At 70.2% G+C, this 23,754-nt stretch carries 28 protein-coding genes; 15 read left to right on the top strand and 13 right to left on the bottom strand.

Going from position 1 to position 23,754, the window contains the following annotated elements; translation table 11 throughout:
• Positions 1 to 29: 29 nt before the first annotated feature.
• Genes XM48_RS16000 through XM48_RS15990 form a run of 3 tightly spaced genes read right to left on the bottom strand, consistent with a single transcriptional unit; the run spans position 30 to position 2,581 of the window.
• Complete coding sequence (locus tag XM48_RS16000; protein ID WP_046456838.1) at positions 30 to 797, bottom strand: ABC transporter permease; 768 nt, start codon at positions 795 to 797, stop codon at positions 30 to 32.
• Positions 798 to 799: 2 nt separating this feature from the next.
• Positions 800 to 1,582 (bottom strand): ABC transporter permease, encoded by a 783-nt coding sequence (locus tag XM48_RS15995; protein WP_046456837.1) that lies wholly within the window; start codon positions 1,580 to 1,582, stop codon positions 800 to 802.
• Between the two features lie 12 nt (positions 1,583 to 1,594).
• Positions 1,595 to 2,581, bottom strand: a complete 987-nt coding sequence (locus tag XM48_RS15990; RefSeq protein WP_046456836.1) for an ABC transporter substrate-binding protein — start codon at positions 2,579 to 2,581, stop codon at positions 1,595 to 1,597.
• A gap of 279 nt (positions 2,582 to 2,860) precedes the next feature.
• On the opposite strand from XM48_RS15990, the gene aspS reads away from it, so the two are divergent.
• From aspS to XM48_RS15975, 3 genes are all read left to right on the top strand, one after another.
• Complete coding sequence (gene aspS, locus XM48_RS15985; RefSeq protein WP_231580921.1) at positions 2,861 to 4,204, top strand: aspartate--tRNA(Asn) ligase; 1,344 nt, start codon at positions 2,861 to 2,863, stop codon at positions 4,202 to 4,204.
• A gap of 85 nt (positions 4,205 to 4,289) precedes the next feature.
• A complete protein-coding gene (locus XM48_RS18045) occupies positions 4,290 to 4,442 on the top strand; it encodes a hypothetical protein (RefSeq protein ID WP_156175096.1) in 153 nt (50 codons plus the stop codon).
• Positions 4,442 to 4,852, top strand: a complete 411-nt coding sequence (locus XM48_RS15975; RefSeq protein WP_046456833.1) for a type II toxin-antitoxin system VapC family toxin — start codon at positions 4,442 to 4,444, stop codon at positions 4,850 to 4,852. Before XM48_RS18045 ends, XM48_RS15975 begins: the two co-directional genes overlap by 1 nt.
• Here XM48_RS15975 and XM48_RS15970 read toward each other — a convergent pair.
• Together XM48_RS15970 and XM48_RS15965 are read right to left on the bottom strand one after the other, a co-directional pair.
• Entirely contained in the window at positions 4,849 to 5,562 is a 714-nt protein-coding gene (locus XM48_RS15970; RefSeq protein ID WP_046456832.1) for a bifunctional 2-polyprenyl-6-hydroxyphenol methylase/3-demethylubiquinol 3-O-methyltransferase UbiG, read from the bottom strand. The genes XM48_RS15975 and XM48_RS15970 overlap by 4 nt on opposite strands.
• Positions 5,559 to 6,566, bottom strand: coding sequence for an NAD(P)/FAD-dependent oxidoreductase (locus XM48_RS15965; RefSeq protein ID WP_046456831.1), 1,008 nt, complete (start codon positions 6,564 to 6,566; stop codon positions 5,559 to 5,561). The genes XM48_RS15970 and XM48_RS15965 overlap by 4 nt, the downstream gene beginning before the upstream one ends.
• An 81-nt stretch (positions 6,567 to 6,647) precedes the next feature.
• Between XM48_RS15965 and XM48_RS15960 the strand changes: the two genes are divergently transcribed.
• Positions 6,648 to 7,217, top strand: a complete 570-nt coding sequence (locus XM48_RS15960) for a helix-turn-helix domain-containing protein (protein ID WP_046456830.1) — start codon at positions 6,648 to 6,650, stop codon at positions 7,215 to 7,217.
• Between the two features lie 15 nt (positions 7,218 to 7,232).
• Here XM48_RS15960 and XM48_RS15955 read toward each other — a convergent pair whose 3' ends face one another.
• On the bottom strand, positions 7,233 to 7,742 hold the full coding sequence (locus tag XM48_RS15955; RefSeq protein ID WP_046456961.1) for a glyoxalase/bleomycin resistance/extradiol dioxygenase family protein: 510 nt from the start codon (positions 7,740 to 7,742) through the stop codon (positions 7,233 to 7,235).
• Positions 7,743 to 7,863: 121 nt separating this feature from the next.
• Between XM48_RS15955 and XM48_RS15950 the strand changes: the two genes are divergently transcribed.
• Positions 7,864 to 8,688: a helix-turn-helix domain-containing protein gene (locus tag XM48_RS15950; protein WP_046456829.1), complete on the top strand. Its 825-nt coding sequence runs from the start codon at positions 7,864 to 7,866 to the stop codon at positions 8,686 to 8,688.
• A 14-nt stretch (positions 8,689 to 8,702) separates the two neighbouring features.
• Here the strand turns inward: XM48_RS15950 and XM48_RS17165 are convergent, their stop codons facing one another.
• From XM48_RS17165 to XM48_RS15930, 5 genes are all read right to left on the bottom strand, one after another.
• Positions 8,703 to 10,520: a cell wall-binding repeat-containing protein gene (locus XM48_RS17165; protein WP_084821241.1), complete on the bottom strand. Its 1,818-nt coding sequence runs from the start codon at positions 10,518 to 10,520 to the stop codon at positions 8,703 to 8,705.
• A 97-nt stretch (positions 10,521 to 10,617) separates the two neighbouring features.
• Positions 10,618 to 10,920 (bottom strand): Dabb family protein, encoded by a 303-nt coding sequence (locus XM48_RS15940; RefSeq protein WP_046456828.1) that lies wholly within the window; start codon positions 10,918 to 10,920, stop codon positions 10,618 to 10,620.
• A gap of 57 nt (positions 10,921 to 10,977) precedes the next feature.
• Positions 10,978 to 11,274, bottom strand: coding sequence for a glutaredoxin family protein (locus XM48_RS15935; RefSeq protein WP_046456827.1), 297 nt, complete (start codon positions 11,272 to 11,274; stop codon positions 10,978 to 10,980).
• A 230-nt stretch (positions 11,275 to 11,504) separates the two neighbouring features.
• Positions 11,505 to 11,603: a 30S ribosomal protein bS22 gene (locus XM48_RS17620; RefSeq protein ID WP_005504750.1), complete on the bottom strand. Its 99-nt coding sequence runs from the start codon at positions 11,601 to 11,603 to the stop codon at positions 11,505 to 11,507.
• A gap of 106 nt (positions 11,604 to 11,709) precedes the next feature.
• Positions 11,710 to 12,165, bottom strand: a complete 456-nt coding sequence (locus tag XM48_RS15930) for a helix-turn-helix transcriptional regulator (protein ID WP_046456826.1) — start codon at positions 12,163 to 12,165, stop codon at positions 11,710 to 11,712.
• Between the two features lie 159 nt (positions 12,166 to 12,324).
• Between XM48_RS15930 and XM48_RS15925 the strand changes: the two genes are divergently transcribed.
• The gene (locus XM48_RS15925) at positions 12,325 to 13,698 is read left to right on the top strand and encodes a TrkH family potassium uptake protein (RefSeq protein ID WP_046456959.1); all 1,374 of its coding nucleotides are present in this window, start codon (positions 12,325 to 12,327) and stop codon (positions 13,696 to 13,698) included.
• Entirely contained in the window at positions 13,691 to 14,356 is a 666-nt protein-coding gene (locus XM48_RS15920; protein ID WP_046456825.1) for a TrkA family potassium uptake protein, read from the top strand. Before XM48_RS15925 ends, XM48_RS15920 begins: the two co-directional genes overlap by 8 nt.
• Positions 14,357 to 14,363: 7 nt before the next feature.
• On the opposite strand, the gene proC is transcribed toward XM48_RS15920, so the two are convergent.
• Positions 14,364 to 15,227 carry a pyrroline-5-carboxylate reductase gene (gene proC / locus XM48_RS15915; RefSeq protein ID WP_046456824.1) on the bottom strand — a complete coding sequence of 288 codons (864 nt, stop codon included), beginning with the start codon at positions 15,225 to 15,227 and terminating at the stop codon, positions 14,364 to 14,366.
• 104 nt (positions 15,228 to 15,331) lie between these two features.
• Between proC and XM48_RS15910 the strand changes: the two genes are divergently transcribed.
• The 5 genes from XM48_RS15910 (at position 15,332) to XM48_RS15890 (ending at position 20,573) form a co-directional block, all read left to right on the top strand.
• Entirely contained in the window at positions 15,332 to 16,294 is a 963-nt protein-coding gene (locus tag XM48_RS15910) for a cation diffusion facilitator family transporter (protein WP_046456823.1), read from the top strand.
• 188 nt (positions 16,295 to 16,482) lie between these two features.
• Positions 16,483 to 17,625: an ABC transporter substrate-binding protein gene (locus tag XM48_RS15905; RefSeq protein ID WP_046456822.1), complete on the top strand. Its 1,143-nt coding sequence runs from the start codon at positions 16,483 to 16,485 to the stop codon at positions 17,623 to 17,625.
• A 140-nt stretch (positions 17,626 to 17,765) separates the two neighbouring features.
• Entirely contained in the window at positions 17,766 to 18,611 is an 846-nt protein-coding gene (locus XM48_RS15900; RefSeq protein ID WP_084821240.1) for an ABC transporter permease subunit, read from the top strand.
• Positions 18,608 to 19,504 carry an ABC transporter permease gene (locus XM48_RS15895; protein ID WP_046456958.1) on the top strand — a complete coding sequence of 299 codons (897 nt, stop codon included), beginning with the start codon at positions 18,608 to 18,610 and terminating at the stop codon, positions 19,502 to 19,504. The genes XM48_RS15900 and XM48_RS15895 overlap by 4 nt, the downstream gene beginning before the upstream one ends.
• Positions 19,494 to 20,573, top strand: a complete 1,080-nt coding sequence (locus XM48_RS15890) for an ABC transporter ATP-binding protein (RefSeq protein ID WP_046456820.1) — start codon at positions 19,494 to 19,496, stop codon at positions 20,571 to 20,573. Before XM48_RS15895 ends, XM48_RS15890 begins: the two co-directional genes overlap by 11 nt.
• A gap of 30 nt (positions 20,574 to 20,603) precedes the next feature.
• Here the strand turns inward: XM48_RS15890 and XM48_RS15885 are convergent, their stop codons facing one another.
• Entirely contained in the window at positions 20,604 to 21,038 is a 435-nt protein-coding gene (locus XM48_RS15885) for a nucleoside deaminase (protein WP_084821254.1), read from the bottom strand.
• A 97-nt stretch (positions 21,039 to 21,135) separates the two neighbouring features.
• Between XM48_RS15885 and upp the strand changes: the two genes are divergently transcribed.
• The 3 genes from upp to XM48_RS15870 all read left to right on the top strand — a co-directional run bounded on the left by upp (position 21,136) and on the right by XM48_RS15870 (position 23,697).
• Entirely contained in the window at positions 21,136 to 21,771 is a 636-nt protein-coding gene (gene upp / locus XM48_RS15880; RefSeq protein ID WP_046456818.1) for a uracil phosphoribosyltransferase, read from the top strand.
• A 378-nt stretch (positions 21,772 to 22,149) separates the two neighbouring features.
• Entirely contained in the window at positions 22,150 to 22,875 is a 726-nt protein-coding gene (locus XM48_RS15875; RefSeq protein WP_052961574.1) for a winged helix-turn-helix domain-containing protein, read from the top strand.
• A 156-nt stretch (positions 22,876 to 23,031) separates the two neighbouring features.
• Positions 23,032 to 23,697 carry a DUF4870 domain-containing protein gene (locus XM48_RS15870; RefSeq protein ID WP_046456817.1) on the top strand — a complete coding sequence of 222 codons (666 nt, stop codon included), beginning with the start codon at positions 23,032 to 23,034 and terminating at the stop codon, positions 23,695 to 23,697.
• Positions 23,698 to 23,754: the final 57 nt, after the last annotated feature.

Raw genomic sequence — 23,754 nt, 5'->3', positions numbered from 1 at the left:
CTCCTCGAGGGGATGTGCGAGTTCGGGGCTCATGCGAGGCTCCGGGATGACGGGTGCCAGTGCAGGATCCGCCGCTGCACGAGGCCGAATACGGTGTTCAGGAGGTAGCCGATGATCGCGATCACCAGAGTGCCGACCCAGACGCCCGCGATGTCGAATTGGCGCTGCGACGCGATCACGAAGTGTCCGATGCCCTCGGTCGATCCGAACATCTCACTGATGATGACGACGATGAAGGAGACCGACAGGCCGATCTTGATCCCCGCGAGGATCTGCGGACTCGTCGCGGGCAGGATCACGGCGAAGAAGCCGCGAGTACGCGGCACGCGGAAGGCGCGCCCCATCTCCCGCTGCCTCGGGTCGATGGCTTGGGCCCCATCCATCGCTCCGATCAGGATCGGCCAGACCGAGCTCAGGAACACGACGAGCATTCTGGTTCCCGGGCCGAGACCGAAGATGAGCAGCAGCACCGGCACGATCGCCGCGTCGGGGATCGCGCGGATGAAGTCGATGAGCGGGCTCCAGAGCGCCCGTGCCGTGGGGAACAGGCCGAGTACCAGTCCGGCGGCCGTGCCGACCACGACCGCCGCCGCGAAGCCGACCGCCACGTTGATCAGGCTCGGGAGGAGATCACGCTGGAGACCGGTGGGCCACCACTCCTGGAATCGGGCCCAGACGTCCGCGGGGGTCGAGATGAAGATGTTGTTCGCGAGCGCGGCGTAAGCGGTCACCGCGACGAGCAGCAGCACCGGGAGCGCCAGGAAGGCGATCGCGGGCGATCCGAGGATCCGTTTCATGGTCAAGCCGTCCGTTCCATCCGAGTACGCGCGTAGTGCCACGCGAGGATCCTGCTGTCGAGCCGGCGCAGCGCCGAGAGCACCGCGATACCGAGGATCCCCGACCACACGGCGAAGGCGAAGACTCCGAGCCCGTCGCCGTTCACGTTGGCCACGGAGATCAGCTGGCCGACCCCGGGAGCGCCGGAGAGCAGCCCGGCGCCGATCGAGACCAGCAGCGCGACGGTCACCGCGAGCCGGAGCCCGGTGATGACGGAGGGCATGGTCGCGGGAAGCACGACCCGGAAGAACCGGACTCTCGCCCCGAGCCGGAAGCTCCTCGCCATGTCGAGCGTCTGTTCCTCGACGGAGCGTGCGCCCTCCGTCACCTGGATCAGCAGCGGCCAGAAGGCGACGAACGAGGCGAGCAGCACCACCATCTCGTTCGTCGCCCCGATGAAGAGCAGGAACAGCGGCACGAGCGCGACGCCCGGGACGGCACGGAGGAAGTCGATCGTCGATCGGGTATACCGGTCGGCGGCGGGGACCCGTCCGATGAGGATCCCGAGTGGCACGGCCACGATCGTGCAGATCACCACGCTCGCAGCGGCCTGCAGCAGGGTCGTCAGGGTCGCGCCCCAGGTCGCGGCCTTACCGAGCTCACCGAGCAGTCTGCCGAACACTGTGGTGAACGGCGGCAGCGATGCCTCGGAGATGATCCCGAAGCGGGCGATCACCTCCCACAGCAGCATCGCGCCGACGATGCCGACCGCACCGAGCCAGAGCGCACGCACTCGCTTGTCCATGGGGTTCCGTTCCTACTTGCCGTTCTCGAACGAGAAGAAGCGATCCGCGGGCACGGTCTTCTCAAGCCCTCCGTACTGGACCAGCGCGTCCTGGAGTTCCATCAGCGCCTTCGGGTTGATGTCGGTCCGGTACTTCGTGAGTTCCAGCTGGTCCACGACTCCCGCCTGCTCGGGAACATCGGTGAGGAGCTTGCGGATATGCTCGCGCACCAGGTCGGGGTTCGCGTTCGCGTACTCGCAGGCCTCCGTCATCGCCGCACGGAACCCTTTCAGCAGATCGGCGTTGCCCGTCGCGAAGTCGACCTTCGAGAAGTACATGTCGAGCGGGCTGCCGGCCGGCAGCGCCTCGGTGTACTGGAAGACCAGGTGGACGCCGTCGATCTTCAGTGCGGACACGGCCGGAGCCCCGATGAAGATCGCCGCGTCGACCTTGCCGCCGGTGAGCGCGGGGAGCCGCTGCGGCCCGGGCAGCTCGACGAACTGCACGTCGTCCGGGTTGCCGCCGTCCTTCGCCACCGCAACGCGGATGCCGATCGATGCCAGATCGTTGAGGGAGGCGACCGCGACGCGCTTGCCGACGAGATCCTTCGGGGACTTGAGCGACGGGTCCTTCGCCACGACGGCGGCCTGCTGCTCTTCGCCGCTGATGATCGCGGTCTGCGCGACCGCGGTGATGGGCGCCCCCTTCATCATCGCCCGGATCATCGGTGGGGACGCCGCGAACCCGACATCGGCTTGGCCGTTCATCACCGAGGCGAGGGTGCCGTCGAAGGCCGGCGACATGGTCGAGGTCACCTGGATCCCGTGCTTCTTGAAGATTCCCTGTTCCTCGCCGATGAGTAGCGGGATGGTGCCTTCGACGTCGATCGAGGCGACCTTGACCTGGTCGATGGCGGTGCTCCCACCGCCGGCCGGTTCTCCGGCGCTTGAGCAGCCGGAAGCGAGCAGCGCGACCGCCGCCGCGATGGCGACGAGCGCCGCTCCACGTACGTTCAACATGAACCTCTCCTTTGAGTCCAGGGGTGTGCCGCCATCGATCCCGCGTATCGCGACTTCGAATTAGTACGTATACGCACTATCTGCGAACTTCCCTCACCATACGTGCTGAAATGCGTACTGTCAAAGAGAATTCTGCACAGATATTCAGGAGGTCCGTACACGTACCTTCATGCCTATTCGAGCCCTCCGTCCACGCCACGGAGACGTATCGCCCGACAGCAGGTCCCCCGAGGCCCTCCCCCGCGCATCGCCGCCCTCCGCCGCGACTAGACTGGCCGGGTGACTGAGCGTGTATTGATCAAGGATCTCGCCGCCCGCGAGGACGGCCCCGTACGTGTTTCCGGCTGGGTCGAGAAGGTGCGTGACCAGCGGTACGTGCAGTTCGTCGTGCTCCGCGACGAGAGCGGCGCGGTGCAGCTGGTGAACGGCGGCGTGCTGCGCGAGCCCGACCCCGAGAACCCGCGCTCCGACATCCTGGTCCCGCGCACGACCACCATCTCCGAGCTGACGCAGGGCACCTTCGTCACCGTCGAGGGCGAGCTGCAGCACAACGAGCGCGTCAAGCTCGGCGGCGTCGAGATCCAGATCGAGACCATCGAGGTCGTCACCGCGGCGCTGCCCGACAACCCGATCGCGGCCGACAGCGGCATCGACGTGCGTCTCGACTGGCGCTTCCTCGACCTGCGCCGCCCCGAGCAGAACCTCGTGTTCCGCATCCAGACCACGTTCCTGCACGCGCTGCGCAACGTCTGGGTCGACCGCGGCTTCATCGAGATCCAGACCCCGAAGCTCATGGCCTCGGCATCCGAGTCCCGCGCCGAGCTGTTCGAGGTCGAGTACTTCGAGGGCAAGGCGTTCCTGGCGCAGAGCCCGCAGTTCTTCAAGCAGATGGCCCAGGCCGCCGGCTTCGGCGGCATCTTCGAGGTCGGCCCGGCGTTCCGCGCGGATCACTCCTTCACCTCGCGCCACGCGACCGAGTTCACCTCGATCGACACCGAGCTCAGCTGGATCGACTCCCACGAGGACGTCATGGAGCTGCACGAGGAGCTCATCGTCGCGGGCCTCTCCGCGGTCAAGGAGAAGCACGGCGAGGAGATCCAGAAGCTCTTCGGCATCGAGCTCGAGGTCCCGTCCCGCCCGTTCCCGCGCATCCCCCTCGCCGAGGCGAAGGAGATCGTGAAGGCGGAGGGCTACGAGGTGCCGCGCGCCGACGCCGACATGGACCCCGAGGGCGAGCGCCGCATCGCCGCGCACGTCAAGCAGAAGTACGGCCACGACTTCGTGTTCCTCACCGACTACGACGTGTCGATCCGCCCGTTCTACCACATGCGCAACAGCGAGAACCCGCAGCTGACCAACAGCTACGACCTCGTCTACCGCGGCACCGAGATCTCGACGGGCGCGCAGCGCGAGCACCGCATCGAGGTGCTCGAGGCGCAGGCCGTCGAGAAGGGCATGGACCCCGCCGAGCTCGGGTTCTACCTCGACTTCTTCCGCTACGGTGTGCCGCCGCACGGCGGGTTCGGCATGGGCCTGAACCGCGTGCTGATGCTCATGCTGCAGCAGTCGTCGATCCGCGAGGTCACCTACCTGTTCCGCGGCCCGAACCGCCTGCTGCCCTAGCCCGCAGCGCGCGATCAGAAGCACGAGTCGAGGCCCGTCCCGCATCCGCGGGACGGGCCTCGACTCGTTTCTCAAGGAGGTCCAGGTGGTCGACGTGCGTGTGATCGGCAACGCCCGGGTCCTCACCCCGGCCGGGTCCGACTGGAGCTACTGGGCCGAGAACGGCACCGAGGTCACCGCCGACTTCTGCGCGAACCGCGACCAGCCGGCTCCGCAGGAACGCAGCTGGCAGGCCTGATGCTGCGCTTTCTGCTCGATACCGGCACCGCGATCGAGCTGCTCCGTCAGCGAACCCCGGATCTCGTCGCCCGGTGCGAACAGCACGCGGACGAGATCGCGTTCTCCTCGATCTCGGCGTTCGAACTCTGGTTCGGCGCCGAGCGGTCGAGCGATCCGGTGCGCAACCGTCACGCCGTCGACGAATTCCTCCCCCTGGTCTCCCTGATCGATTTCGACACGGAAGCGGCATCGCACGCGGCCGAGATCAGGGCCGAGCTCGCCCGAGCCGGAACCCCGATCGGTGCGCACGACCTGCAGATCGCCGCGATCGCCCGAGCCCGCGGCCTCACGGTCGTCACCGGCAACCAGCGGGAGTTCTCGCGGGTTCCCGGCCTGCGCGCCGCGAACTGGATGCGCACCGAGGCCTAGCGGCGGCGCAGCACCACCACGGTGTCGTCGAGCGTCGCGGGTGCTCCATCCGGCCCGGTGATGGCCCGAGTTCGCACCTCGGCGGTCACGGTCACCCAGTCGTCCGGAGCCGGATCCAGCATCGCGAGCTCGGACTCGGGCGACGGGAAGTCGCCGCCGTGGCCCGGGGCCCACGAGGGCGCCGCCGCGTGGGAGACGAGCACCAGGTGCCCTCCGGGAGCCACGCGGCCCGCTGCCGCTCGCAGGATCCGCTGACGGGGGAGCTCTACCGGCGACTGGAAGAAGCTCGCCGTCACGAGGTCGAAACCGCGCGCCTCCCCGCGATCGATCCCGGCCGGGTCGCCGGCCCACTCCCCCAGGTCGGCGACGACGAACCGCGCCCGGTCGCCGCCGAGCCCGGCCTCGACCGCGGCGGCCTCCGCGCGGGACACCGCGGTCGGCGAGAGCTCGATCCCGACGGCCCGCCACCCGTGAGAGGCGAGCCAGCGCACATCACCGCCTTCTCCGCAGCCCAGGTCGAGCGAGGATCCCGGCGCGAGATCGCCGACCGCGGCGGCCAGCGTCGCGTTGACCCGCCCCGACCAGATGGGCTCGGCGCCCGAGTAGCGGCGCTCCCAGAACGTGATGGGCGCCTCTCCGTTTCCGACCCCGCCGTCGGCCGCCGTCGAGCCGCGCCCGTGCCCGTGCCCGGCGCCGTGCGACGCGGTCATCGCACGACCGCCGTCTCCGCCGTCTCCGCCGCGCGGGCGAAGTCCGCCTCCGCGAGCGCCAGGTTGACCCCGCCGCCGGCCATGCTGCCGCTCGAGACCGCGAGCGGCACCGCCGCCGAGGGATTGACCACGTTGCCGACGGCCCAGATGCGCGGGTGGCTGGTCCGTCCGATCGGGTCGACGGTGAGGAAGCTGCCGAACGGCGCCTCCGTGCGTGCCAGACCGAGCGCGGCGACCGCGTCGTCGTTCGGGCGGATCGCACCGAAGGTGAACAGCGCGTCGATGAGGTGCGTCCGCCCGTCGTCCGTGCGCACGGACCGCAGCACCCCGCCCTCATCGCTGACGACCTCGGCCACGGGCCGGTCGACCAGTCGGATCTTCCGCGCCCGCAGCTCGGCTCGGGTCGCGTCCGCCAGCTCCCCGATCCCGGCGGTGAACACCGTCAGTTCGTCGGTCCACTGCCGCAGCAGCTGCACCTGATGCAGACTCATGGGCGAGGTCGCGAGCACGGCGATCCGCTCGCCGCGCACCTCCCAGCCGTGGCAGTAGGGGCAGTGCGCGGCACCGCGCCCCCACTGCTCCGCGAGGCCGGGAAGCTCGGGCAGCACGTCCGTGACCCCCGAGGCGAGGATCACGGCGCGCGTACCGATGCTCCGACCGTCCTCGAGCTCGACGACCAGGCGGGTCTCTCCCGCGCCCGGACGGTCGGGTCCGCCCGCGCCGTCGGCGGCCTCGTCCGTGCGGGGCTCCCGCACGGTACGCACACCGACCGCCTCGATCCGCACGCCGTACCCGGCCGCCTCGCGCCGGCCGATCTCGAGCAGCTCCCCGGGGGCGATCCCGTCGTGCCCGAGCACGTTGTGCATGCGGTCCGCGAAGCGGTTGCGCGGCATCCCGGTATCGAGCACGAGCACGCCGCGACGGGCCCGGCCGAGGGACTGCGCGGCGCTGAGGCCCGCGGCCCCTCCGCCGACGATGATGGTTTCGATCCACTCTGCTGTCATGCTTCCAGAGTTGTCGGGGCATCCAGGTTCTGCAATCATGTTTGCGAAAGCAGCAAGAATATTCCCCGACGAGGAGGCTCCGTGCCCGAACTCGACCGGCTCGGCCCCCGCCTGCGGGCCGCGCGCCAGACCCGCGGATGGACCCTCGAGGAGCTCGCCGGGCGGGCGCAGATGTCGCCCAGCACGCTCTCACGGCTCGAATCGGGCAAGCGCCAGGCCAGCCTCGAACTCCTGCTCCCCCTCACCCGGCAGTTGGGGATCCGCATCGACGACCTGCTCGACCCGCGGGATCGCGACCCCAGGGTCCGTCGCCCGTCGGTGCAGCGGGATGGCATGACGATCGCCCCGCTCACTCGCGAGGAGTCCGAGGTTCGCGCGTTCAAGATCACGTACCACCCCGACGCGCCCCGGATGACGCCCCGCACGCACGACGGCCACGAGTGGATGTACGTGCTCTCCGGCAGGCTCCGGCTGCTGCTCGGCGATCAGGAGCTCGTGCTCGAACGCGGCGAGGCCGCCGAGTTCGACACGCGGACCCCGCACGCGATGCGCGCCGAGGGCGGACGTCCGGCCGAGACCATCAGCCTGCTCAACACGAGCGGCGAGCGCCTGCACCTGCACGCGCCCGCCGCGGCGGCCGAACCCGAGTAGGGAGCCGCGTTCTCGCTACTCCGCTTCGAACGAGCTCGCCCAATCGCGCACCCGCTGCACGCTCTCCTCTTCGGAGAGGTCCTCGACACGGGTCATGATCGACCACCGCACGCCGAACGGATCGCGGATGCTCGCGAAGCGGTCCCCCGTGACGAAGTGCGCAGCCGGCTCGCGCACCACCACACCGGCAGCCACCGCCCGCTCCACCACGGCGTCCACGTCGGGCACGTAGAGCGCGATCGAATAGCAGACGTCGTCCTCGCCCTCCGGCGGGGCGACCAGGTGGTAGTCCGGCATAGGCACGCCGAGTTGCAGGCGGCCGTTGCCGAAGTCGAGATCGGCGTGCGCGAGGACCCCGCCGAACTCGGTCGTGTCGACGACGCGCGCGCCGAACACGTCGCGGTAGAAGGCGAGTGCCTCGCCGGCGCGCGGGATCGCGAGGAAGGGCGTGAGCGAGGTCACGCCGTGGGGAATGCCGTTCGTCGTATGGGATCCGGTCGCAGCCCGGGTGAGTTCTTCAGTCATGGCGCCAGCGTAGATCCGCCGCCGCGCGCCGTACTTGAACATTCGCGCCAGATCCCGCGACACTGGGAACCGGCTCGCCGAACGGCGCCGCGGCCCTCGGCCGGACACCCATCGGAGCAGCATGACCGGACGCGACGACGCAGAGCGCGGGACCCTGTTCCCGTCGAGGCTTCCCGAGTTCCACCGCATGCCCGCGCCGCCCGCAGCGGCCTACGCGATGCGTTGGATCTGGATCCCCGAGTGGGATCTCGCCCCCGGCGAGGAGTCCCGGCAGGAGGTGCTGCCGTTCCCCGCGGGCAACCTGGTGATCGAATCCGAGGGTTCGATACTCGTCGGCCCGCCGACCCGCCGCTCGGAGCGCGTGCTGCGCGGCCGGGGCTGGGCGGTGGGCGCGCTGCTCAGGCCCGCCGCGCAGCCGACGCTGCTCGGGCGTCCCGCGGAGCTCCGCGACCGCGCGATCCCCCTCACCGCGCCGGGAGCGGAGGAGCTCCGCGATCGGGTCGCCCGCGCGATGACGGCACCGACGACGGACGGCGCTGCGCGTCGTGCCGCAGCCGCGGCGCTCCTGATCGAGTGGGTCACCGACCGCGTCCCCGCCCCCGCGCCCGGGTCGGACGGCGCCCTCGCGAATCACCTCGCGGCGCTCGTCGAAGATCCCTCGATCACGCGCGTCGAGCAGCTCGCCGAACGGATGCACCTCTCGGTGCGGAGTCTGCAACGCCTCGCGGATCGTTTCGTGGGCGTTCCGCCCCTCGCGCTGATCCGCCGCCGCCGTCTGCAGGAAGCGGCGCAGCGGCTGCGGGACCACCCGGAGCTCCGGATCGCCGACCTCGCGATCGAGCTCGGCTACGCCGACCACGCCCATTTCACGGGTGACTTCGTCGCGGTGCTGGGCCGCACCCCGAGCGTCTACCGACGCGCGGCCGCGGACACCGGACGGAGCTGAGCGGCGGCCTCGACTCAGGGGACGAGGTACTGCTTCAGCTGCGCCTGCACGCCGGATCCGACCGCGCCCGTTCCACCGAGCACCGCGATGCGCTGCGGCTGGAGCCGCGACAGCTCCGAGCCGATCGTCGATGGGATCGATCCCTGCCGTACGAGCAGGATCGGGCCGCCCTGCGCCGCGGCTACCGCGGCCCCGGCGAGCGCGTCCGGGAAGTTCATGCCGTCCGCGACATACGCGATCGGGGCGCCCGGTTCAACCGTCGACTCCGAGATCGCGACCGAGGTCCCGAAGCGGTCGGGGCCGTCGATCCGCGCCACCCCATTGCTCGCGTACCGCCGCAGCTGGGATTCGACCGTGCGGCTCACCGCACCGGTTCCGCCCAGCACGATGATCTGCTCCGGTCGCAGCCGAGCGAGCTCGGTCTTCACCGCCGCCGGGATCGTCCCCTGCGGCACGAGCAGCACGGGAGCGCCCGCCGCACCGGCCGCGGCTGCACCGGCGAGCGCGTCGGGGAAGTTCATGCCGCTCGCCACATAGACCGCGGGCACCTCGGTCCCGCTGGTCTTCCGCGAGATGGTCGCCGCAGTCTGGTAGCGGTCCGCGCCCGCCATGCGTCGCACGGCGTAGTCGGCGAACTGCTCCAGCTCGACCTGCACGGAGACGCTGACCGCCCCGGCTCCGCCGAGCACGATGATGTTCTCGGGCCGCAACCGGGAGAGCTCCGTGCGCACCGCTGCGGGGATCGAGCCCGACCGCACGAGCAGCACCGGCGCACCCTCCGCACCGGCCGCCGCCGCACCGGCGAGCGCATCGGGGAACGCGTTCCCGTTCGCGACGTACACGGTCGACGCCCCGAACGGGTAGGCCGCCCGCGAGATCGCCGCCGAGGTGTCGAAACGATCCGCTCCGGAGAACCGCTTGACCGCGAGGTTCGCGGCGGTCACGACCGGCCTGCCCGGGAACCCGAGGTCGGTTCCGGTGCGATTCTCCGCCGCCGCGAGCGCGACGGGCTTGGCCGACTGCAGCGCCGATGCCCCGCCGAGCCAGGTCATCCGTTCGCGGCCCGCCGCATCCGGATCCTCGATGAGTCCGACCGTGTACGTCCCGCTCCTCAGCATCGGCAGCACGTAGGCCCGCGAGGACAGCGGCCCCTCGCGCACCATTCCCATGTCGAGCTGGATCCAGCGGCCGTCCGCCTTCGTATAGACGATCGGAGCGACGCCGGCGTCGAAGGAGTCCCGCAGCCCGAACGCAGTGCCCGAGACCTGCGCATCGGGCACCGCCATCGCGGCATTCCACGTGGTGTCGGCCCCGTCGGCGACCGACACGGTCACCGTGCCGTCCGCTGCCGTCAGCAGCTGGGTGAACCAGCCCTGCTCGCAGCCGCACGTGCCCGCGGCGATGAGGACGTACTCGCCCGGGTCGACTCCCGAGAATGCGTACCCGCCGTCCGCCTCGATCGACGACATGTCGTAGTAGGCCGTGCCGTCGCTGGAAGCCAGGACCACGGCGGAGAAGTCATCGGGATCGAGCACCCCTGCCGGAACGTCGATGGTGCCGTGGAGAGACGCCGCCCCCACGGGGAGCGCGGCGGGCCGCTTCACGGACTTCCGCTCGCGGGAGCGCTCCAGCAGCTCGGCCGGGGTCCAGTCGCCCCGGTGCTCGCGCGCGGCGGGAGCGGACGCTTCCGCCGACCGGGCCTCGGGCGCCGGTGCGTCCTCGGCGAACGCCGGGGACGCGGCGACGGCACCCGAGGTGAGGAGGGCGACGCTCAGCGTCAGGCCGACGAGTCTGCGGATCGTTCGTACGGGCACCGTTGCCTCCTGTTTCATCGCACACGCCGTTCGCGCACCCGACCCACACTAGTGGAGGATTCAACTATTTCGGGCCGGCCGCTCCAGCGGCCGACCCTCGGCCAGAGCCGGTCGCTCAGACGGTGAAGTCGCTCGCGGCCCGGGCCGCGGTGATCTGCTTCATCAGCGCGACCACGGGGAGGTGCTCGGAGTGACCGGCGTACACGGCCAGCCCCTCAGCGTCATCGAAATCGGCGATGAGGGTGACATCGAAGTTGTCGCCGTCGAAGAGCTCGTTGCGACGCACGTCGAGCGCGCGGACCGTCGGAACGCTCTCGCGCAGCGGCTCGATCGCGGCGATCGCGCGAGCGGCCTGCTCATCGCGCTCCTCGCGGGTCTCGCCGTTCAGCTTCCAGCTCACCACATGGCGCAGGGTCATTCGAGTTCTCCTCGGTTCGGGATCGATGGTTCGGATTTCGGGACGGTCGCGCGGAGCTCAGCGCCGGAACAGCGCGAGTCTCGGGCCGTTCGCCGCGCGTTCGATCGCGGCGGTCAGCTTCGCCGGATCAACGCGCCAGATCGCCACCCGCCGGCCGTTCACGAGCACGACCGGGATGTCCTCCGAGTGCCGTCGGGCCAGCTCGGGATCCTGCAGGATGTCGAGCTCCTCGAGCTCGGAGGCGATCCCCCGCTCCGCGGTCTCGGATCGCACGGTCTCGACCACCGCTCGCGCGTCATCGCACAGGTGGCACCCGGGCTTGCTCAGCAGTCGGATCGAGACGGGATTCGGCACTCAGCCAGTGTAGATCCTGCGACTCGTCCCTCGCGCAGGATGACGGGACGGGACCGCTCGTCCCTCGCGCAGGATGACGGGGTGGAACCGCACGGTCAACGCGCAGGATGACGGGGTGGAACCGCACGGTCAACGCGCAGGATGACCGGGCGAAGCGGCCGGGACGCAAGAAAGGCGCCGGGCAGAGCCCGACGCCTTTCGTCGATCATGCGCCTCGTGGCGCGAGTCGACTACTTCTTGTTGCGACGCTGGTGACGAGTCTTGCGAAGCAGCTTGCGGTGCTTCTTCTTCGACATGCGCTTGCGGCGCTTCTTGATAACTGAACCCATCGGTACCTCACAACGTCTCAGGGTCGCATCGGGTCGATGGCCCACAAAACACACATCCTAACATCGGCGCGCCGCATGAAGCCAACCGAGGGCCGCAGGTATGCGCTCAGCCGCGGAGCCGGAAGCGTGCCACGAGCTCCTTCACCTGGTGCTCGGCTTTGGCCGCGACACGACCGATCCCCTCGGCCGCGGCCGCCACGCCCTCGGGCAGCACCTCCTCGTCCGAGTCCGGGCCGGGCACCGGCTCCCCCGATTCCGTCAGGTATTCGACCGACACCTCGGTCTCGAACCCGGCCGAGAGGAAGGGGATCACGAAGTCCTCGATCATCTCGAGCGGCTCGGGATCCAGCGAGTAGAAGCGGTGCTGCCCCTCCTCGCGCACGGTGACCAGCTCGGAGTCCCGCAGCACCTTCAGGTGCTTGGAGACCGTGGGCTGGCTGATCTCGAGCCGGGCGACGATCTCGGAGACGCTGATCTCCGTACCCTCCAGATGCCGCTCGAGCAGGATCTGCAGGATGTCGCGCCGGGTCGCGTCGGCGATGACTCCGAAAATGTCAGGCATAGCCACCAGGGTAACCCGCCGGGTGTGTAGCATGACAACCGCGAACCTCGGGGCCGTTGCACCGAATCGTCGGGCGAGTCGGAAGAAGGAGACGTGAGGGCACAGCGCGCGATGCGCAGGACGTCCGCTCCGCTGGCGCAGAAGTCCTGGATCCAGAGCATGATCCAGTCGTCGCCCGCGCGATTCGCGATCCTGGTCTTCTCCGCTCTCATCCTGCTCTGGACCGCGCTCCTCTCGCTGCCGATCTCCTCGGCGGCAGGCACCATCACCCCGCTCGCCGACGCCATGTTCACCGCGGTGTCGGCGATCTGCGTGACCGGCCTCTCGACCGTCGACATGGCCAGCCACTGGTCGATCTTCGGCGATCTCGTGATTCTCGCCGGCATCCAGATCGGCGGCATCGGCGTGCTCACGCTCGCCAGCATCCTCGGGCTCACCGTCACCCGGCGCCTGGGCCTGCGCCAGCGCCTCCTCGCCGCGACCGACACGAACCCGATGCGCACGGGTCGCGGCGTCAGCGAGAGCCAGGCGGTCGGCCTCGGCGACATCGGCGGACTGCTCGGCGCCGTCGCGATCAGCCTCCTCGTGATCGAAGCCGCCCTGACGCTGATGATCGCGCCCCGCCTGCTGCTCGAGGGCTACTCGCTCCCGCACGCCCTCGGCAATGGCTTCTATCTCGCGGCCTCGGCATTCACCAACACCGGTTTCGTGCCGCTCCCGGGCGGCCTCGCGCCCTACGAGACCGACGGGTACCTGCTGTCGGTGCTCGCCATCGGCGTGTTCCTCGGCAGCATCGGTTTCCCCGTCATCTTCGCGCTCTACCGTTACCTGGCCGGCGGCGGCTGGCGCGCCCACAAGCGCCTCGGCCTGCACGCCAAGCTCACGCTGACCACCACGATCGTGCTCGTGATCTTCGGCTGGCTCGCCATCGCCGGGCTCGAGTGGAACAATCCGTCGACCTTCGGTTCCCAGAACCTCGGGCAGACGCTGTTCAGCTCCGGCTACATGTCGGTCATGACGCGTTCCGGCGGCCTCGGGATCGTCGATCCGCTCGATATGAACGGCTCGACCCTGCTCGTGATCGACATGCTGATGTTCGTCGGCGGCGGCTCCGCATCGACCGCCGGCGGCATCAAGGTGACGACGATCGCGGTCCTGTTCTTGGCCGCGTACGCCGAGGCCCGCGGGTACCAGGACATGCAGGCCTTCGGCCGCAGGATCCCGAACGAGGTGCTGCGCGTCGCCGTCTCGGTCGTGATCTGGGGCGCGACGATCGTCGCCATCGCCTCGATCACGATCATGCACATGACCGGCCAACCGCTCGACATCGTGCTGTTCGAGGTGATCTCGGCGTTCGGCACGTGCGGCCTCTCCACCGACCTCTCGGCGAACCTGCCCGACGCCGGCAAGTACGTGCTCGCCGCGACGATGTGGGCGGGCCGCGTCGGCACCGTCACCCTCGCGGCCGCGGTCGCGGCGACCAGCCGTTCCCGCATGTTCCGCCTCCCCGAAGAAAGGCCGATCGTTGGTTGATATCCGCAGCGATGCCCCCGTGCTGGTGATCGGACTCGGACGCTTCGGCGCCGCGACCGCGGGCCAGCTCGACCGCCAGGACCGCGAGGTGCTCGTGGTCGACACCGACGCCACCCTGGTGCAGAAGTGGGCCGACCGCGTCACCCACGCCGTGCAGACCGACGCGCGGTCCATCGAGGCGCTCCGCCAGATCGGCGCGGACGAGTTCCAGATCGCCGTCGTCGCCGTCGGATCCTCGATCGAGGCCAGCGTGCTCATCGCCGCGAACCTCGTGGACCTCGGGGTGCCGCAGATCTGGGCGAAGGCGATCTCGTTCTCGCACGGCAAGATCCTCGAGCGCATCGGCGTGCACCACGTCATCTACCCCGAGCGCGAGGCCGGCGAACGCGTCGCGCACCTGCTGAGCGGCAGCATGCTCGACTTCATCCAGTTCGACGACGACTTCGTGCTGGTGAAGATGTACCCGCCGCGCTCGATCCGCGGCCTCGACCTCGAGTCGAGCGGCGTGCGCTCCCGCTACCGGGTCACGGTGGTCGGCGTGAAGACGCCCGGTCAGCCGTTCACCTACGCCACGCCGAGCACCGTGGTGTCGTCCCACGATCTCATCATCGTATCCGGCACCGCGTCGGACGTTGAGCGCTTCGCCGCGATCGCGTAGTCGCGGATCAGCCCGCCGCGAGCTCCTCGGAGCGGCGGATGTTCGCAGCGAGCGCCCGGTCGAAGAGATCGGCCCAGCCGCCCGACTGCAGCACGAGCACGGCCTGTTCGGTCGTGCCCTTCGGGCTCGTGACCCGGCGGCGCAGTTCGGCCGGATCCTCACCGGAGGATTCGAGCAGCGCCGCGGCGCCCGCGACGGTGCCCTCCGCGAGGAGCTTCGCCGCGTCATCGTCGAAACCGAGCCGCTTCGCCGCGGCGACGAACTCCTCGACGAACAGGAAGAGATAGGCGGGCCCCGATCCCGAGACGGCCGCGACGGCGTTGATCCGATCCTCGTCGACCGCGAGCACCCGGCCGACGGTCTCGAACACCGCTCGCACCGTGTCCATGACCTCGGCGTCGGCGGCCGCTCCGCCCGCGATGCCGGTGACGCCCTTGCCGATCACCGACGGGGTGTTGGGCATGGCGCGCACGACCGGGTTCACGGCGGGCACGAGGGCCTCCATGCTCGCGATCGTGGTTCCCGCGGCGACGCTGACGACGATCGCGCCGGGTTCGAGGTCCCCCGCGATCTCGCGCAGCACGTCGTGGATCATCCACGGCTTGACCGCGAGGATCACGATGCGCGCGCCGCGCACGGCGATCCGGTTCGCCTCCGGGTCGGTCTCGCTCGCGAACGCGCGCACGTCGTCGGCGCCGTCGAACGCCGCAGCGCTGGCCGCGGATCGGGTGGTGACGGTGATGGGGCCGTCGATGCGCACCTCGGGTGCGCGCAGGCCTTCGAGGATCGCGCCGCCCATCGATCCGACTCCGAGGAGGACGGTTCGCGGAAGACGCACGGCGGAAGTATTCGAGTCGCTCACGCCGCCCATCCTAGGATGGATGCACCGCTCCGGCACGGGGCGAACGGAGTCGACGGTCGCCGCCCAGCGCGCGGCCGCGGATCCGGTGGAGTCAGTGTGGAGGGGATCCGGCGATGAGCGCGACCGGCGGCAACAAGGCGATCATCGCGGCATTCCTCGCGAATCTCGGGATCGCCGTCACCAAGTTCATCGCCTGGGCGTTCTCGGGGTCCTCCTCGATGCTCGCCGAGGGCGTGCACTCCCTCGCCGATTCCGGCAACCAGCTCCTCCTGCTGCTCGGCGGCCGCCGTGCGAAGCAGCGCCCCGACAAGGAGCACCCGTTCGGCTACGGCCGGGTGCGCTTCGTCTACGCCTTCGTGGTCGCGATCGTGCTGTTCTCGATCGGCGGCGTGTTCTCGGTGTACGAGGGCATCTCGAAGATCCAGAACCCGCACCCGCTCGAGGTCTGGTGGCTCCCGCTCCTCGTGCTCGTCATCGCGATCGGGCTCGAGAGGTTCTCGCTGCGCACCGCGATCGCCGAGAGCCGCCCGCACAAGGGCACGGCCAGCTGGATCTCGTTCATCCGGCGTTCGAAGGCCCCCGAGCTCCCGATCGTGCTGCTCGAGGATCTCGCCGCGCTCACCGGCCTCGTCATCGCCCTGTTCGGCGTCGGGCTCACCGCGCTCACCGGCAACGGGCTCTTCGACGGCATCGCGACGATCCTCATCGGCGTGCTCCTCATCGCGGTCGCGATCATCGTGGGCATCGAGGTGAAGAGCCTCCTCGTCGGCGAGGGCGCGAGCGACGAGGACGTGGCGAAGATCGAGCAGGCCCTGCTCGCCAACTCGGAGGTCGAGCGCATCATCCACATGAAGACCCTCTACCTCGGTCCCGACGAGTTCATGGTGGGCGCCAAGATCGGCGTCGCCGCCGAGCGCACCATGCGCGAGGTCTCGGTGATCGTGAACCTCGCCGAGCGCCGGGTCCGCGAGGCCGTGCCCGCGGCCCGCATCATCTACGTCGAGCCCGACGTCTACCTCGATCCGAACACGGTGCAGCCCACCACGGGCTCCATCGTCATGCTGTCGAGCGACTGAGTCGCCCCGACCGCTTCCCACGACGCGCTGAGACCGCACCGAGCGGTCACCTTCCCGTAACCCGGGCTTCGCACTCCGGCTACTCGCCGAACGTAGCTTGAGATCCCGGGCCCGGCATCGCCGACCGACCCGGCATCGCCGGATCGAACCCGCCAGGGTGGCCCCTCTGGTGATGGAAGGAACTCCACGTGAACTCACGCGCGATGCTGCGAACGGTCGCCCTCAGCGCGACGGCAGCGCTCATCCTCGGCGGCACGCTCGTCGGCTGCTCGTCGTCCGACTCGGGTTCGGACGCGAAGGGCGGCACGGTCGACGCAGCGAAGGCGACCAGCGCGGCCGACTTCGGCGGGATCGACGGCCTCGTGAAGGCCGCCAAGAAGGAGGGCCAGCTCAACGTCATCGCCCTCCCCGAGGACTGGGCCAACTACGGCAAGATCATCAAGGGCTTCGAGGACAAGTACGGGATCACCGTGAACTCGGCCTCCCCCGACGCCTCGAGCGCCGAGGAGATCCAGGCCGCCGACAACCTCAAGGGCCAGGACACCGCGCCCGACGTCTTCGACCTCGGCGCCGCCGTCGCACTCGCCAACACCGCGAAGTTCGCGCCCTACCAGGTCGAGAAGTGGGACGAGATCCCCGACGCTAACAAGGAGAAGACCGGCCTCTGGGTCAACAACTACTCCGGCATCATGTCGATCGGCTACGACTCGGCCAAGGTGCCCGAGCCCAAGAAGCTCGATGACCTGCTCGACGCCAAGTACAAGGGCGCGGTCGCGCTCAACGGCGATCCGACGCAGGCCGGTGCCGCGTTCGCCGCGGTGGGCCTCATCGCCGCGCAGAACGGTGGCGGCGTGAAGGACTTCGGCCCGGGCGTGGACTTCGTCGCGAAGCTCAAGCAGGCCGGCAACTTCCTCACCGTCGACCCGACCCCCGCGACCATCGCCTCGGGAGAGACCCCGGTCGTCTTCGACTGGTCGTTCAACAACGTCGCGGCTGCCAAGGGCAAGCCGAGCTGGAAGACCACCGTGCTCCCCGGCGCCGCCTACGTCTCGTTCTACAACGAGGCCATCAGCAAGGACGCCCCGAACCCCGCCGCAGCGCGCCTGTGGCAGGAGTGGATCTTCTCGGACGAGGCGCAGGCCCTCTACCTCGAGGCGAACGCCGTCCCGGTGCGCGTCGAGGCGCTGAAGAAGGCCGGCTCGGCCGACGAGAAGCTCATCGAGCAGGCCACCTTCGGCACCCAGTCGAGCGATTGGATCTCGCCCGACGCCGCGCAGGTCGAGGCCGCCAACAAGGTGCTCGCCGACCGCTGGGCCGCGGCCGTCAAGTAGTCGCCGATCCTGCGACTCGTTCCTCGCGCAGGATGACGGACCCGCCCGTTCGTCATCCTGCGCGACCCCGTTCGTCATCCTGCGCGAGCCTGCGAGTCGCAGGATCTCCGCCTCCCACCGCCTCCGACCAGACGGACCCCATGAAACGACTGCTCCCCGCCCTCGGCCTCGCGCCGTTCGGCGCGTACATCCTGCTCTTCCTCGCGGTTCCCACGCTGCTCGCCGTCGCGAGCGGCTTCAGCACCGCGCAGGGCTTCTCCCTCGCCGGCCTCTCGGTGCTGGTGCACCCGGACACGCTGCAGGCCTTCGGCGCGAGCGTCTGGGTCAGCGCGCTCACCGCCGTCGTCGGCGCGGCCGTCGGGGCCGTGCTCTGCTGGGCACTCGCCGCGCTCCCCGAAGGCGGCGCGATCCGCCGCGTGATCGACTCCGCGAGCTCGGTGCTCGCGCAGTTCGGCGGCGTCATGCTCGCCTTCGCGTTCATCGCCACGATCGGCATCCAGGGCGTCATCACGGTGCTGCTGAAGGACCACCTCGGCGTGAACATCTTCGAGGAGGGCGTCTGGCTCTACGAGCTGCCCGGCCTGATCCTCCCCTACCTCTACTTCCAGGTGCCGCTCATGGTGATCACCTTCCTGCCCGCGGTCGCAGCGCTGCGCCCGGGCTGGGCCGAGGCGGTCGCCACCCTCGGCGGTTCCAGCTGGAGCTACTGGACCCGCGTCGGGCTGCCCGTGCTCGCCCCCGCCTTCCTCGGCTCCCTGCTGCTCCTGTTCGCGAACGCGTTCTCCTCGTACGCGACCGCCGCCGCCCTCATCAGCCAGGGATCGCAGATCGTCCCCCTCCAGATCCGCGCCGCCCTGATCGGCGAGACCGGCGGCACGACGGCGTCGACCGCGGGCGTGCTCGCCCTCGGCATGATCATCGTCATGACCGCGGTCATGCTCGCCTACGGCCGTCTGATGGCCCGTGCCGCGAGGTGGCAGCGATGAGCGCGCGCATCCCCGGTCGTCCCTCGAAGGGGCTCGCCATCACCGTCGTCACGGTGATCGGCCTCGTCTTCCTGATCCCGCTCGGCGCGATGGTCGAGTTCACCCTGCGCCAGACCTCCGGCGGCTACGGGCTCGAGCACTGGGCGGCCCTCTTCGACCCCGAGAAGTCGCGCGGCTACCGGATCCTATTCCAGGGCCTCGGCAACTCGGTGCTGCTCGCCGTGATCACGCTCGGGATCGTGCTCGTGCTGTTCTTCCCGACGATCGTGCTCGTGCACCTCCGCTTCCCGAAGCTGGAGCGCGCGCTCGACCTGCTCACGGTGCTGCCGATCGCGATCCCGGCGATCGTGCTCGTCGTGGGGTTCGCGCCGATCTACCGCAGCATCGGACAGGTGTTCGGATCCGGCGTCTGGACCCTCGCCTTCGCCTACGGGGTGCTCGTGCTCCCGTTCGCCTACCGCGCGATCGTCTCCGACCTGCAGGGCATGGACGCGCGGGTCCGTGCCGAGGCCGCCCGATCGCTCGGCGCCGGCTGGGGCACCGTGCTCGCCCGGGTGATCGCGCCCGGCGTGCGCCGCGGCCTGCTCGCCGCGTCGCTGCTGACCGTCGCGATCGTGCTCGGCGAGTTCACCGTGTCGTCGCTGCTCAACCGCACCACCCTGCAGACCGCCCTGCTGCAGATCTCCAAATCGGATCCCTTCGTCGCCGTGATCGTGTCGCTGCTCTCGCTCGTCGGCGCGTTCGTCGTGCTGCTGCTCGTCAGCGCCACCGGTTCGGCTCGGCGCAGCGGCCGCCGCGCCCGTCGGGCGGCGTCCCCCGCGCTGCCCGCGCCCGCCGTCACCGGATCCGCCACCGCACCCGTCCCGTCGAAAGAGTCCCCCAGTGTCCGCTGATCCCCGCTCCTCCTCCGCAGGCTCGCCCGTCCGCCTCGAGTCCGTCACCAAGTCCTACGGCTCGACCACGGTGCTGCACGGCGTCGACCTGTCGCTCGCGCCCGGAGAGCTCATCTGCCTCCTCGGACCGTCCGGCTGCGGCAAGACCACCGCGCTGCGCTGCATCGCCGGCCTCGAGCAGGTGTCGGGCGGTCGCATCACCATCGGCTCCGACGACGTCACGAACGTGCCGGTGAACCGGCGCGACGTCGGCATGGTGTTCCAGCAGTACTCGCTGTTCCCGCACCTCTCGGTCGCGCGCAACGTCGAGTTCGGACTGCAGATGCGCCGCATCTCGAAGCCGGAGCGCACCGCGCGCATCGGCGAGATGCTCGAGATCGTCGGGCTCGAGCACCTCGCCGAGCGGTTCCCGCACGAGCTCTCGGGCGGCCAGCAGCAGCGCGTCGCGCTCGCCCGCGCGCTCGTCACCCGCCCCCGCGCGCTCCTGCTCGACGAACCGCTGTCGGCGCTCGACGCGAAGGTGCGGGTGCGCCTGCGCGAGCAGATCCGCGCGATCCAGACCGAGCTCGGCATCACGACCGTGTTCGTCACCCACGACCAGGAGGAGGCGCTCGCCGTCTCGGATCGGGTCGCCGTAATGGAGGGCGGCCGGATCGCCCAGCTCGGCACGCCCGAGGAGCTCTACCGCCGCCCGGTCTCGCCGTTCGTCGCCGACTTCGTCGGCCTGTCGAACCGCGTCGACGGCCGGCTCGACGGCGGCGTGGTGCGGGTGCACGGCGCGAGCATCCCCGTGCTCGAGGCGCCGCAGCTCACCGGCGTCGGCGCCGAGGTCACGGCCTACGTCCGCCCCGAGCACGTCCGGCTGGAGCCGGTGACCGAGCGGATCGACCCGCTCGACGCCGTCGTGGTCTCGAGCGGGTTCCTCGGCTCGATCCGCCGCACGGTCGTGCAGCTCGCCGACGGGGCGACCCTCGCCTCGCAGCACGGCGCCGACACGGTGCTGCGCCCCGGGGACTCGGTGCGGGTCACATTCGCGCCCGAGGCCGTGACGGTGGCTCCGCGGAGCTAGCGCAGGGCCGCCGCCCGGGTTCGGGATCGGCTACCGGCGCTGCTCGAAGAAGTCGCGCAGCAGCTCGGCGGCCTCGTCGGCGCGCACGCCGGCGACGACCTCGGGCACCGCGTGCGGCAGCCGGCCGTCGCGGAGCAGGTCGTAGACGCTGCCCACCGCGCCCGCCTTCTCGTCCCAGGCGCCGAACACGACGCGGGGGATCCGGGCGGCGAGGATCGTCGCCGCGCACATGGCGCAGGGCTCGAGCGTGACCACGATCGTGCACCCGTCGAGCACGCGGTCGCCGATGCCGGCCGCCGCTGCGCGGATCGCGAGCACCTCGGCGTGCGCCGTCGGATCCGGCACCGCCTCGCGCGCGTTGCGGCCGGTCCCCACGACGGCGCCCGTCGCGTCGACCACGATCGCGCCGACGGGGATCTCTCCTTCGGCGGACGCCCGTCGCGCTTCGGCGAGGGCGAGCCCCATGAGCCGCAGCTCCTCGGCGGTCGGGGGAATCGGCGCGGCCGATGCGGTGCTCGGCATCCCACTCCCCTCGCAGCTCCGCGCCCTCTAGAATCGAGGTATGCGCGTCGTCGTTGCGGATCACCCGCTCATCACTCACAAGCTTACGGTTCTCCGCGACGAGCGGACCCCGCAGCCCACCTTCCGGCTCCTCATCGAGGAGCTCATGACCCTGCTCGCGTACGAGGCGACCCGCGAGGTCCGGGTCGAGCCCGTCGAGATCACGACCCCGGTCACCAGGACCACCGGCGTGCGTCTCAGCGAGCCCCTGCCCCTCATCGTCCCGATCCTGCGGGCGGGCCTCGGCATGCTCGAGGGCATGGTCAAGCTCGTCCCGACCGCCGAGGTCGGATTCCTCGGCATGGCTCGCAACGAGGAGACGCTGCAGCCCACCACCTACGCCGAGCGACTGCCCGAGTCGCTCGCGGGGCGCCAGTGCTTCGTGCTCGACCCGATGCTCGCCACGGGCGGCTCGCTCGCGGCGGCCATCAAGTTCCTCTTCGATCGCGGCGCCGACGACGTGACCGCGATCTGCGTGCTCGGTACCCCCGAGGGCGTCGAGGCGATCCGCGAGGCCGCCGGCGACCGCAAGGTGACGCTCGTGCTCGGGGCGCTCGACGAGGGCCTCAACGACCGCGCGTACATCGTTCCCGGTCTCGGCGACGCAGGCGACCGGCTCTACGGAACCGCCGACTGATCCCAGGTCAGACCGCCTTTTCGCCCCGTGCTGAGCATTCTGCTTGACACGGGGCGAAATACTTTGCTTAACTTTGCGTTATGACCGCAACCACGCGACCCCAGTCCGCCCTCGAGGTGAACTTTGGGATGAACGGCATGATGATGTGCCGCCGTGGTGTCATGCGCTGTCGAATGTGCATCTGAGAAACCGGTAGCCGCACCGAGAGGTTCTGCGCAGAGACGCGAACCGCAGGTGCCCTCGCACGCCGCCCCGATCGGGAGCAGGCCTGCACTCCCCGGTGAGATCCGATTCAACGAGGATCCGCCGCACCGCTCGTCACCGACGAGGCACATTCCGCCGAATCGCTTTCGGCGCACCGCAAGGACGCACATCATCATGACCACGCTCACCGCTCCCGCTCGCACCGCTTCGACCGCTCAGAATCTGCGCGCCGCCCGCCCCGACCTCGCCCCGCGCGACGCCGAGCCGCAGGCCGCCCCCGCCCGCCGGGTCCCCGAGGGCACCGAGGTCCGCGGCTTCGCGCTCTACGTCGGCCTGTCGGAGGAGAAGATCGCCGCGGGCGACCCCGCGCTCGGCGCCATCGTCGCGCAGATCAAGCACCTCGTCGCGCAGCTCTCCCCCGCGGCCGAGACCTACGCCGCCGTGGCGCTGGCGCCCGAGGGCGCCGGCGGGCGCGACGTCGACGTCGTCCGCCTCGCGCTCGGCGATCCCGCCGCCATCGCCCGGCAGAAGAAGGACGAACCCGTCGACGAGGATCGCGCCGCCAGCGGCGTGACGATCGACCTCACCCGCAAGCGGGTGCTGCTCGACAACGTCGCCGCGCCCCTCACCTTCCGCGAGTTCGAGCTCCTCCAGTACTTCGTGCTCCGCGAGGGCCGCACGGTCAGCCGCGAGGAGATCATCACGACGCTCTGGGCCGACGCCCCCGAGAGCGAGATCCCGAACGAGCGCACCATCGACGTGCACGTGCGCCGCCTGCGGGTGAAGCTCGCGCAGTACCAGGACATCGTGCGCACCGTGCGCGGCATCGGCTACCGCTTCGATCGGCACGCCGACGTCTCGATCCTGCACACCTCGGCGCCGAGCCCCGATCTGTTCTGATCGTCCCTGCCCGATCCCCGCGACCGCGCAGCACCGGCCCGACGGGTCACGATCTGCTGCCAATCAGACGAATTCTCGGTGCTGCTCTCCCGTTTCGGCGCAAGCAGGAGTAGCGTCGGGGAGCACATAGCAAGCACCCAAGTTGAGGAGACTCACATGACCACGCTGCCTCCCGAGGCCAACGACGGCCAGCAGGGCCCCGAGAACGGCTCCGGCGCCGCAGTCCCTCCCCCCGCCGGTGCACCGGTCCCGCCGCCCGCGGCTCCCCCGGTTCCCCCGGTCGCACCGCAGGTGCCCCCGGCCGCAGCCCCCCAGGCTCCGCAGGTTCCGCCCGTGGCGCCCCAGCCCGGTTACGCGGCCCCGCAGCCCGGCTATGCCGCGCCGCAGCAGCCCGGGTACGCCGCGCCCCAGGCCGGCGGCTACCAGACCCCGCCGCCCGCGGGCGGCGGCTACCAGCAGCCCGGCTACGCGCAGCCGGTCGCCGATCCGGTGAGCAACATCACCCTGAACTACTGGCTCTCGGTGTTCTTCAGCTGGATCCCGGCGCTCATCTTCTTCCTCATCGAGAAGGACAAGGGCAACCCGCAGGCCCGCGCCTACCACGCGGCGAACCTGAACTTCTCGCTGCTGCGCGTGATGGTCATCGTCGCCACCTGGATCCTCGGCGTGATCCCCTACCTGGGCTGGGTCCTCGCGCCGCTGCTCGGCATCGGCTCGATCGTGCTGTTCGTCTTCCACATCATCGCCGCGGTGAAGGCACCCGAGAACTACCGCACCGGCCAGCAGCCCGGCTTCCTCTTCAACATTCCCCTGGTGAAGTAGCCACTGCTCCGACGCGCTCCGGGCGCCGAACCCTCGCGGTTCGGCGCCCGTTCGCGT

Source organism: Leucobacter sp. Ag1 (assembly GCF_000980875.1).
Taxonomy (GTDB): Bacteria; Actinomycetota; Actinomycetes; order Actinomycetales; family Microbacteriaceae; genus Leucobacter; species Leucobacter iarius.
Note: the sequence above shows the minus strand (reverse complement) of the source record. Positions and strands in the feature narration are given on the sequence as shown.

Coding starts and splice junctions, on each gene's coding strand:
- XM48_RS15990 (WP_046456836.1), bottom strand. CDS start 2,581: ATGTTGAACGTACGTGGAGCGGCGCTCGTCGCCATCGCGGCGGCGGTC.
- proC (WP_046456824.1), bottom strand. CDS start 15,227: ATGGGCGGCGTGAGCGACTCGAATACTTCCGCCGTGCGTCTTCCGCGA.
- XM48_RS15970 (WP_046456832.1), bottom strand. CDS start 5,562: ATGACCGCGTCGCACGGCGCCGGGCACGGGCACGGGCGCGGCTCGACG.
- XM48_RS15900 (WP_084821240.1), top strand. CDS start 17,766: ATGAAACGACTGCTCCCCGCCCTCGGCCTCGCGCCGTTCGGCGCGTAC.
- XM48_RS15975 (WP_046456833.1), top strand. CDS start 4,442: ATGCTGCGCTTTCTGCTCGATACCGGCACCGCGATCGAGCTGCTCCGT.
- XM48_RS16000 (WP_046456838.1), bottom strand. CDS start 797: ATGAAACGGATCCTCGGATCGCCCGCGATCGCCTTCCTGGCGCTCCCG.
- XM48_RS15930 (WP_046456826.1), bottom strand. CDS start 12,165: ATGCCTGACATTTTCGGAGTCATCGCCGACGCGACCCGGCGCGACATC.
- XM48_RS15965 (WP_046456831.1), bottom strand. CDS start 6,566: ATGACAGCAGAGTGGATCGAAACCATCATCGTCGGCGGAGGGGCCGCG.
- XM48_RS15995 (WP_046456837.1), bottom strand. CDS start 1,582: ATGGACAAGCGAGTGCGTGCGCTCTGGCTCGGTGCGGTCGGCATCGTC.
- XM48_RS15940 (WP_046456828.1), bottom strand. CDS start 10,920: ATGACCCTGCGCCATGTGGTGAGCTGGAAGCTGAACGGCGAGACCCGC.
- XM48_RS15895 (WP_046456958.1), top strand. CDS start 18,608: ATGAGCGCGCGCATCCCCGGTCGTCCCTCGAAGGGGCTCGCCATCACC.
- XM48_RS15910 (WP_046456823.1), top strand. CDS start 15,332: ATGAGCGCGACCGGCGGCAACAAGGCGATCATCGCGGCATTCCTCGCG.
- XM48_RS15885 (WP_084821254.1), bottom strand. CDS start 21,038: ATGGGGCTCGCCCTCGCCGAAGCGCGACGGGCGTCCGCCGAAGGAGAG.
- upp (WP_046456818.1), top strand. CDS start 21,136: ATGCGCGTCGTCGTTGCGGATCACCCGCTCATCACTCACAAGCTTACG.
- XM48_RS15875 (WP_052961574.1), top strand. CDS start 22,150: ATGACCACGCTCACCGCTCCCGCTCGCACCGCTTCGACCGCTCAGAAT.
- XM48_RS15870 (WP_046456817.1), top strand. CDS start 23,032: ATGACCACGCTGCCTCCCGAGGCCAACGACGGCCAGCAGGGCCCCGAG.
- XM48_RS17620 (WP_005504750.1), bottom strand. CDS start 11,603: ATGGGTTCAGTTATCAAGAAGCGCCGCAAGCGCATGTCGAAGAAGAAG.
- XM48_RS15955 (WP_046456961.1), bottom strand. CDS start 7,742: ATGACTGAAGAACTCACCCGGGCTGCGACCGGATCCCATACGACGAAC.
- XM48_RS17165 (WP_084821241.1), bottom strand. CDS start 10,520: ATGAAACAGGAGGCAACGGTGCCCGTACGAACGATCCGCAGACTCGTC.
- XM48_RS15950 (WP_046456829.1), top strand. CDS start 7,864: ATGACCGGACGCGACGACGCAGAGCGCGGGACCCTGTTCCCGTCGAGG.
- XM48_RS15925 (WP_046456959.1), top strand. CDS start 12,325: ATGATCCAGTCGTCGCCCGCGCGATTCGCGATCCTGGTCTTCTCCGCT.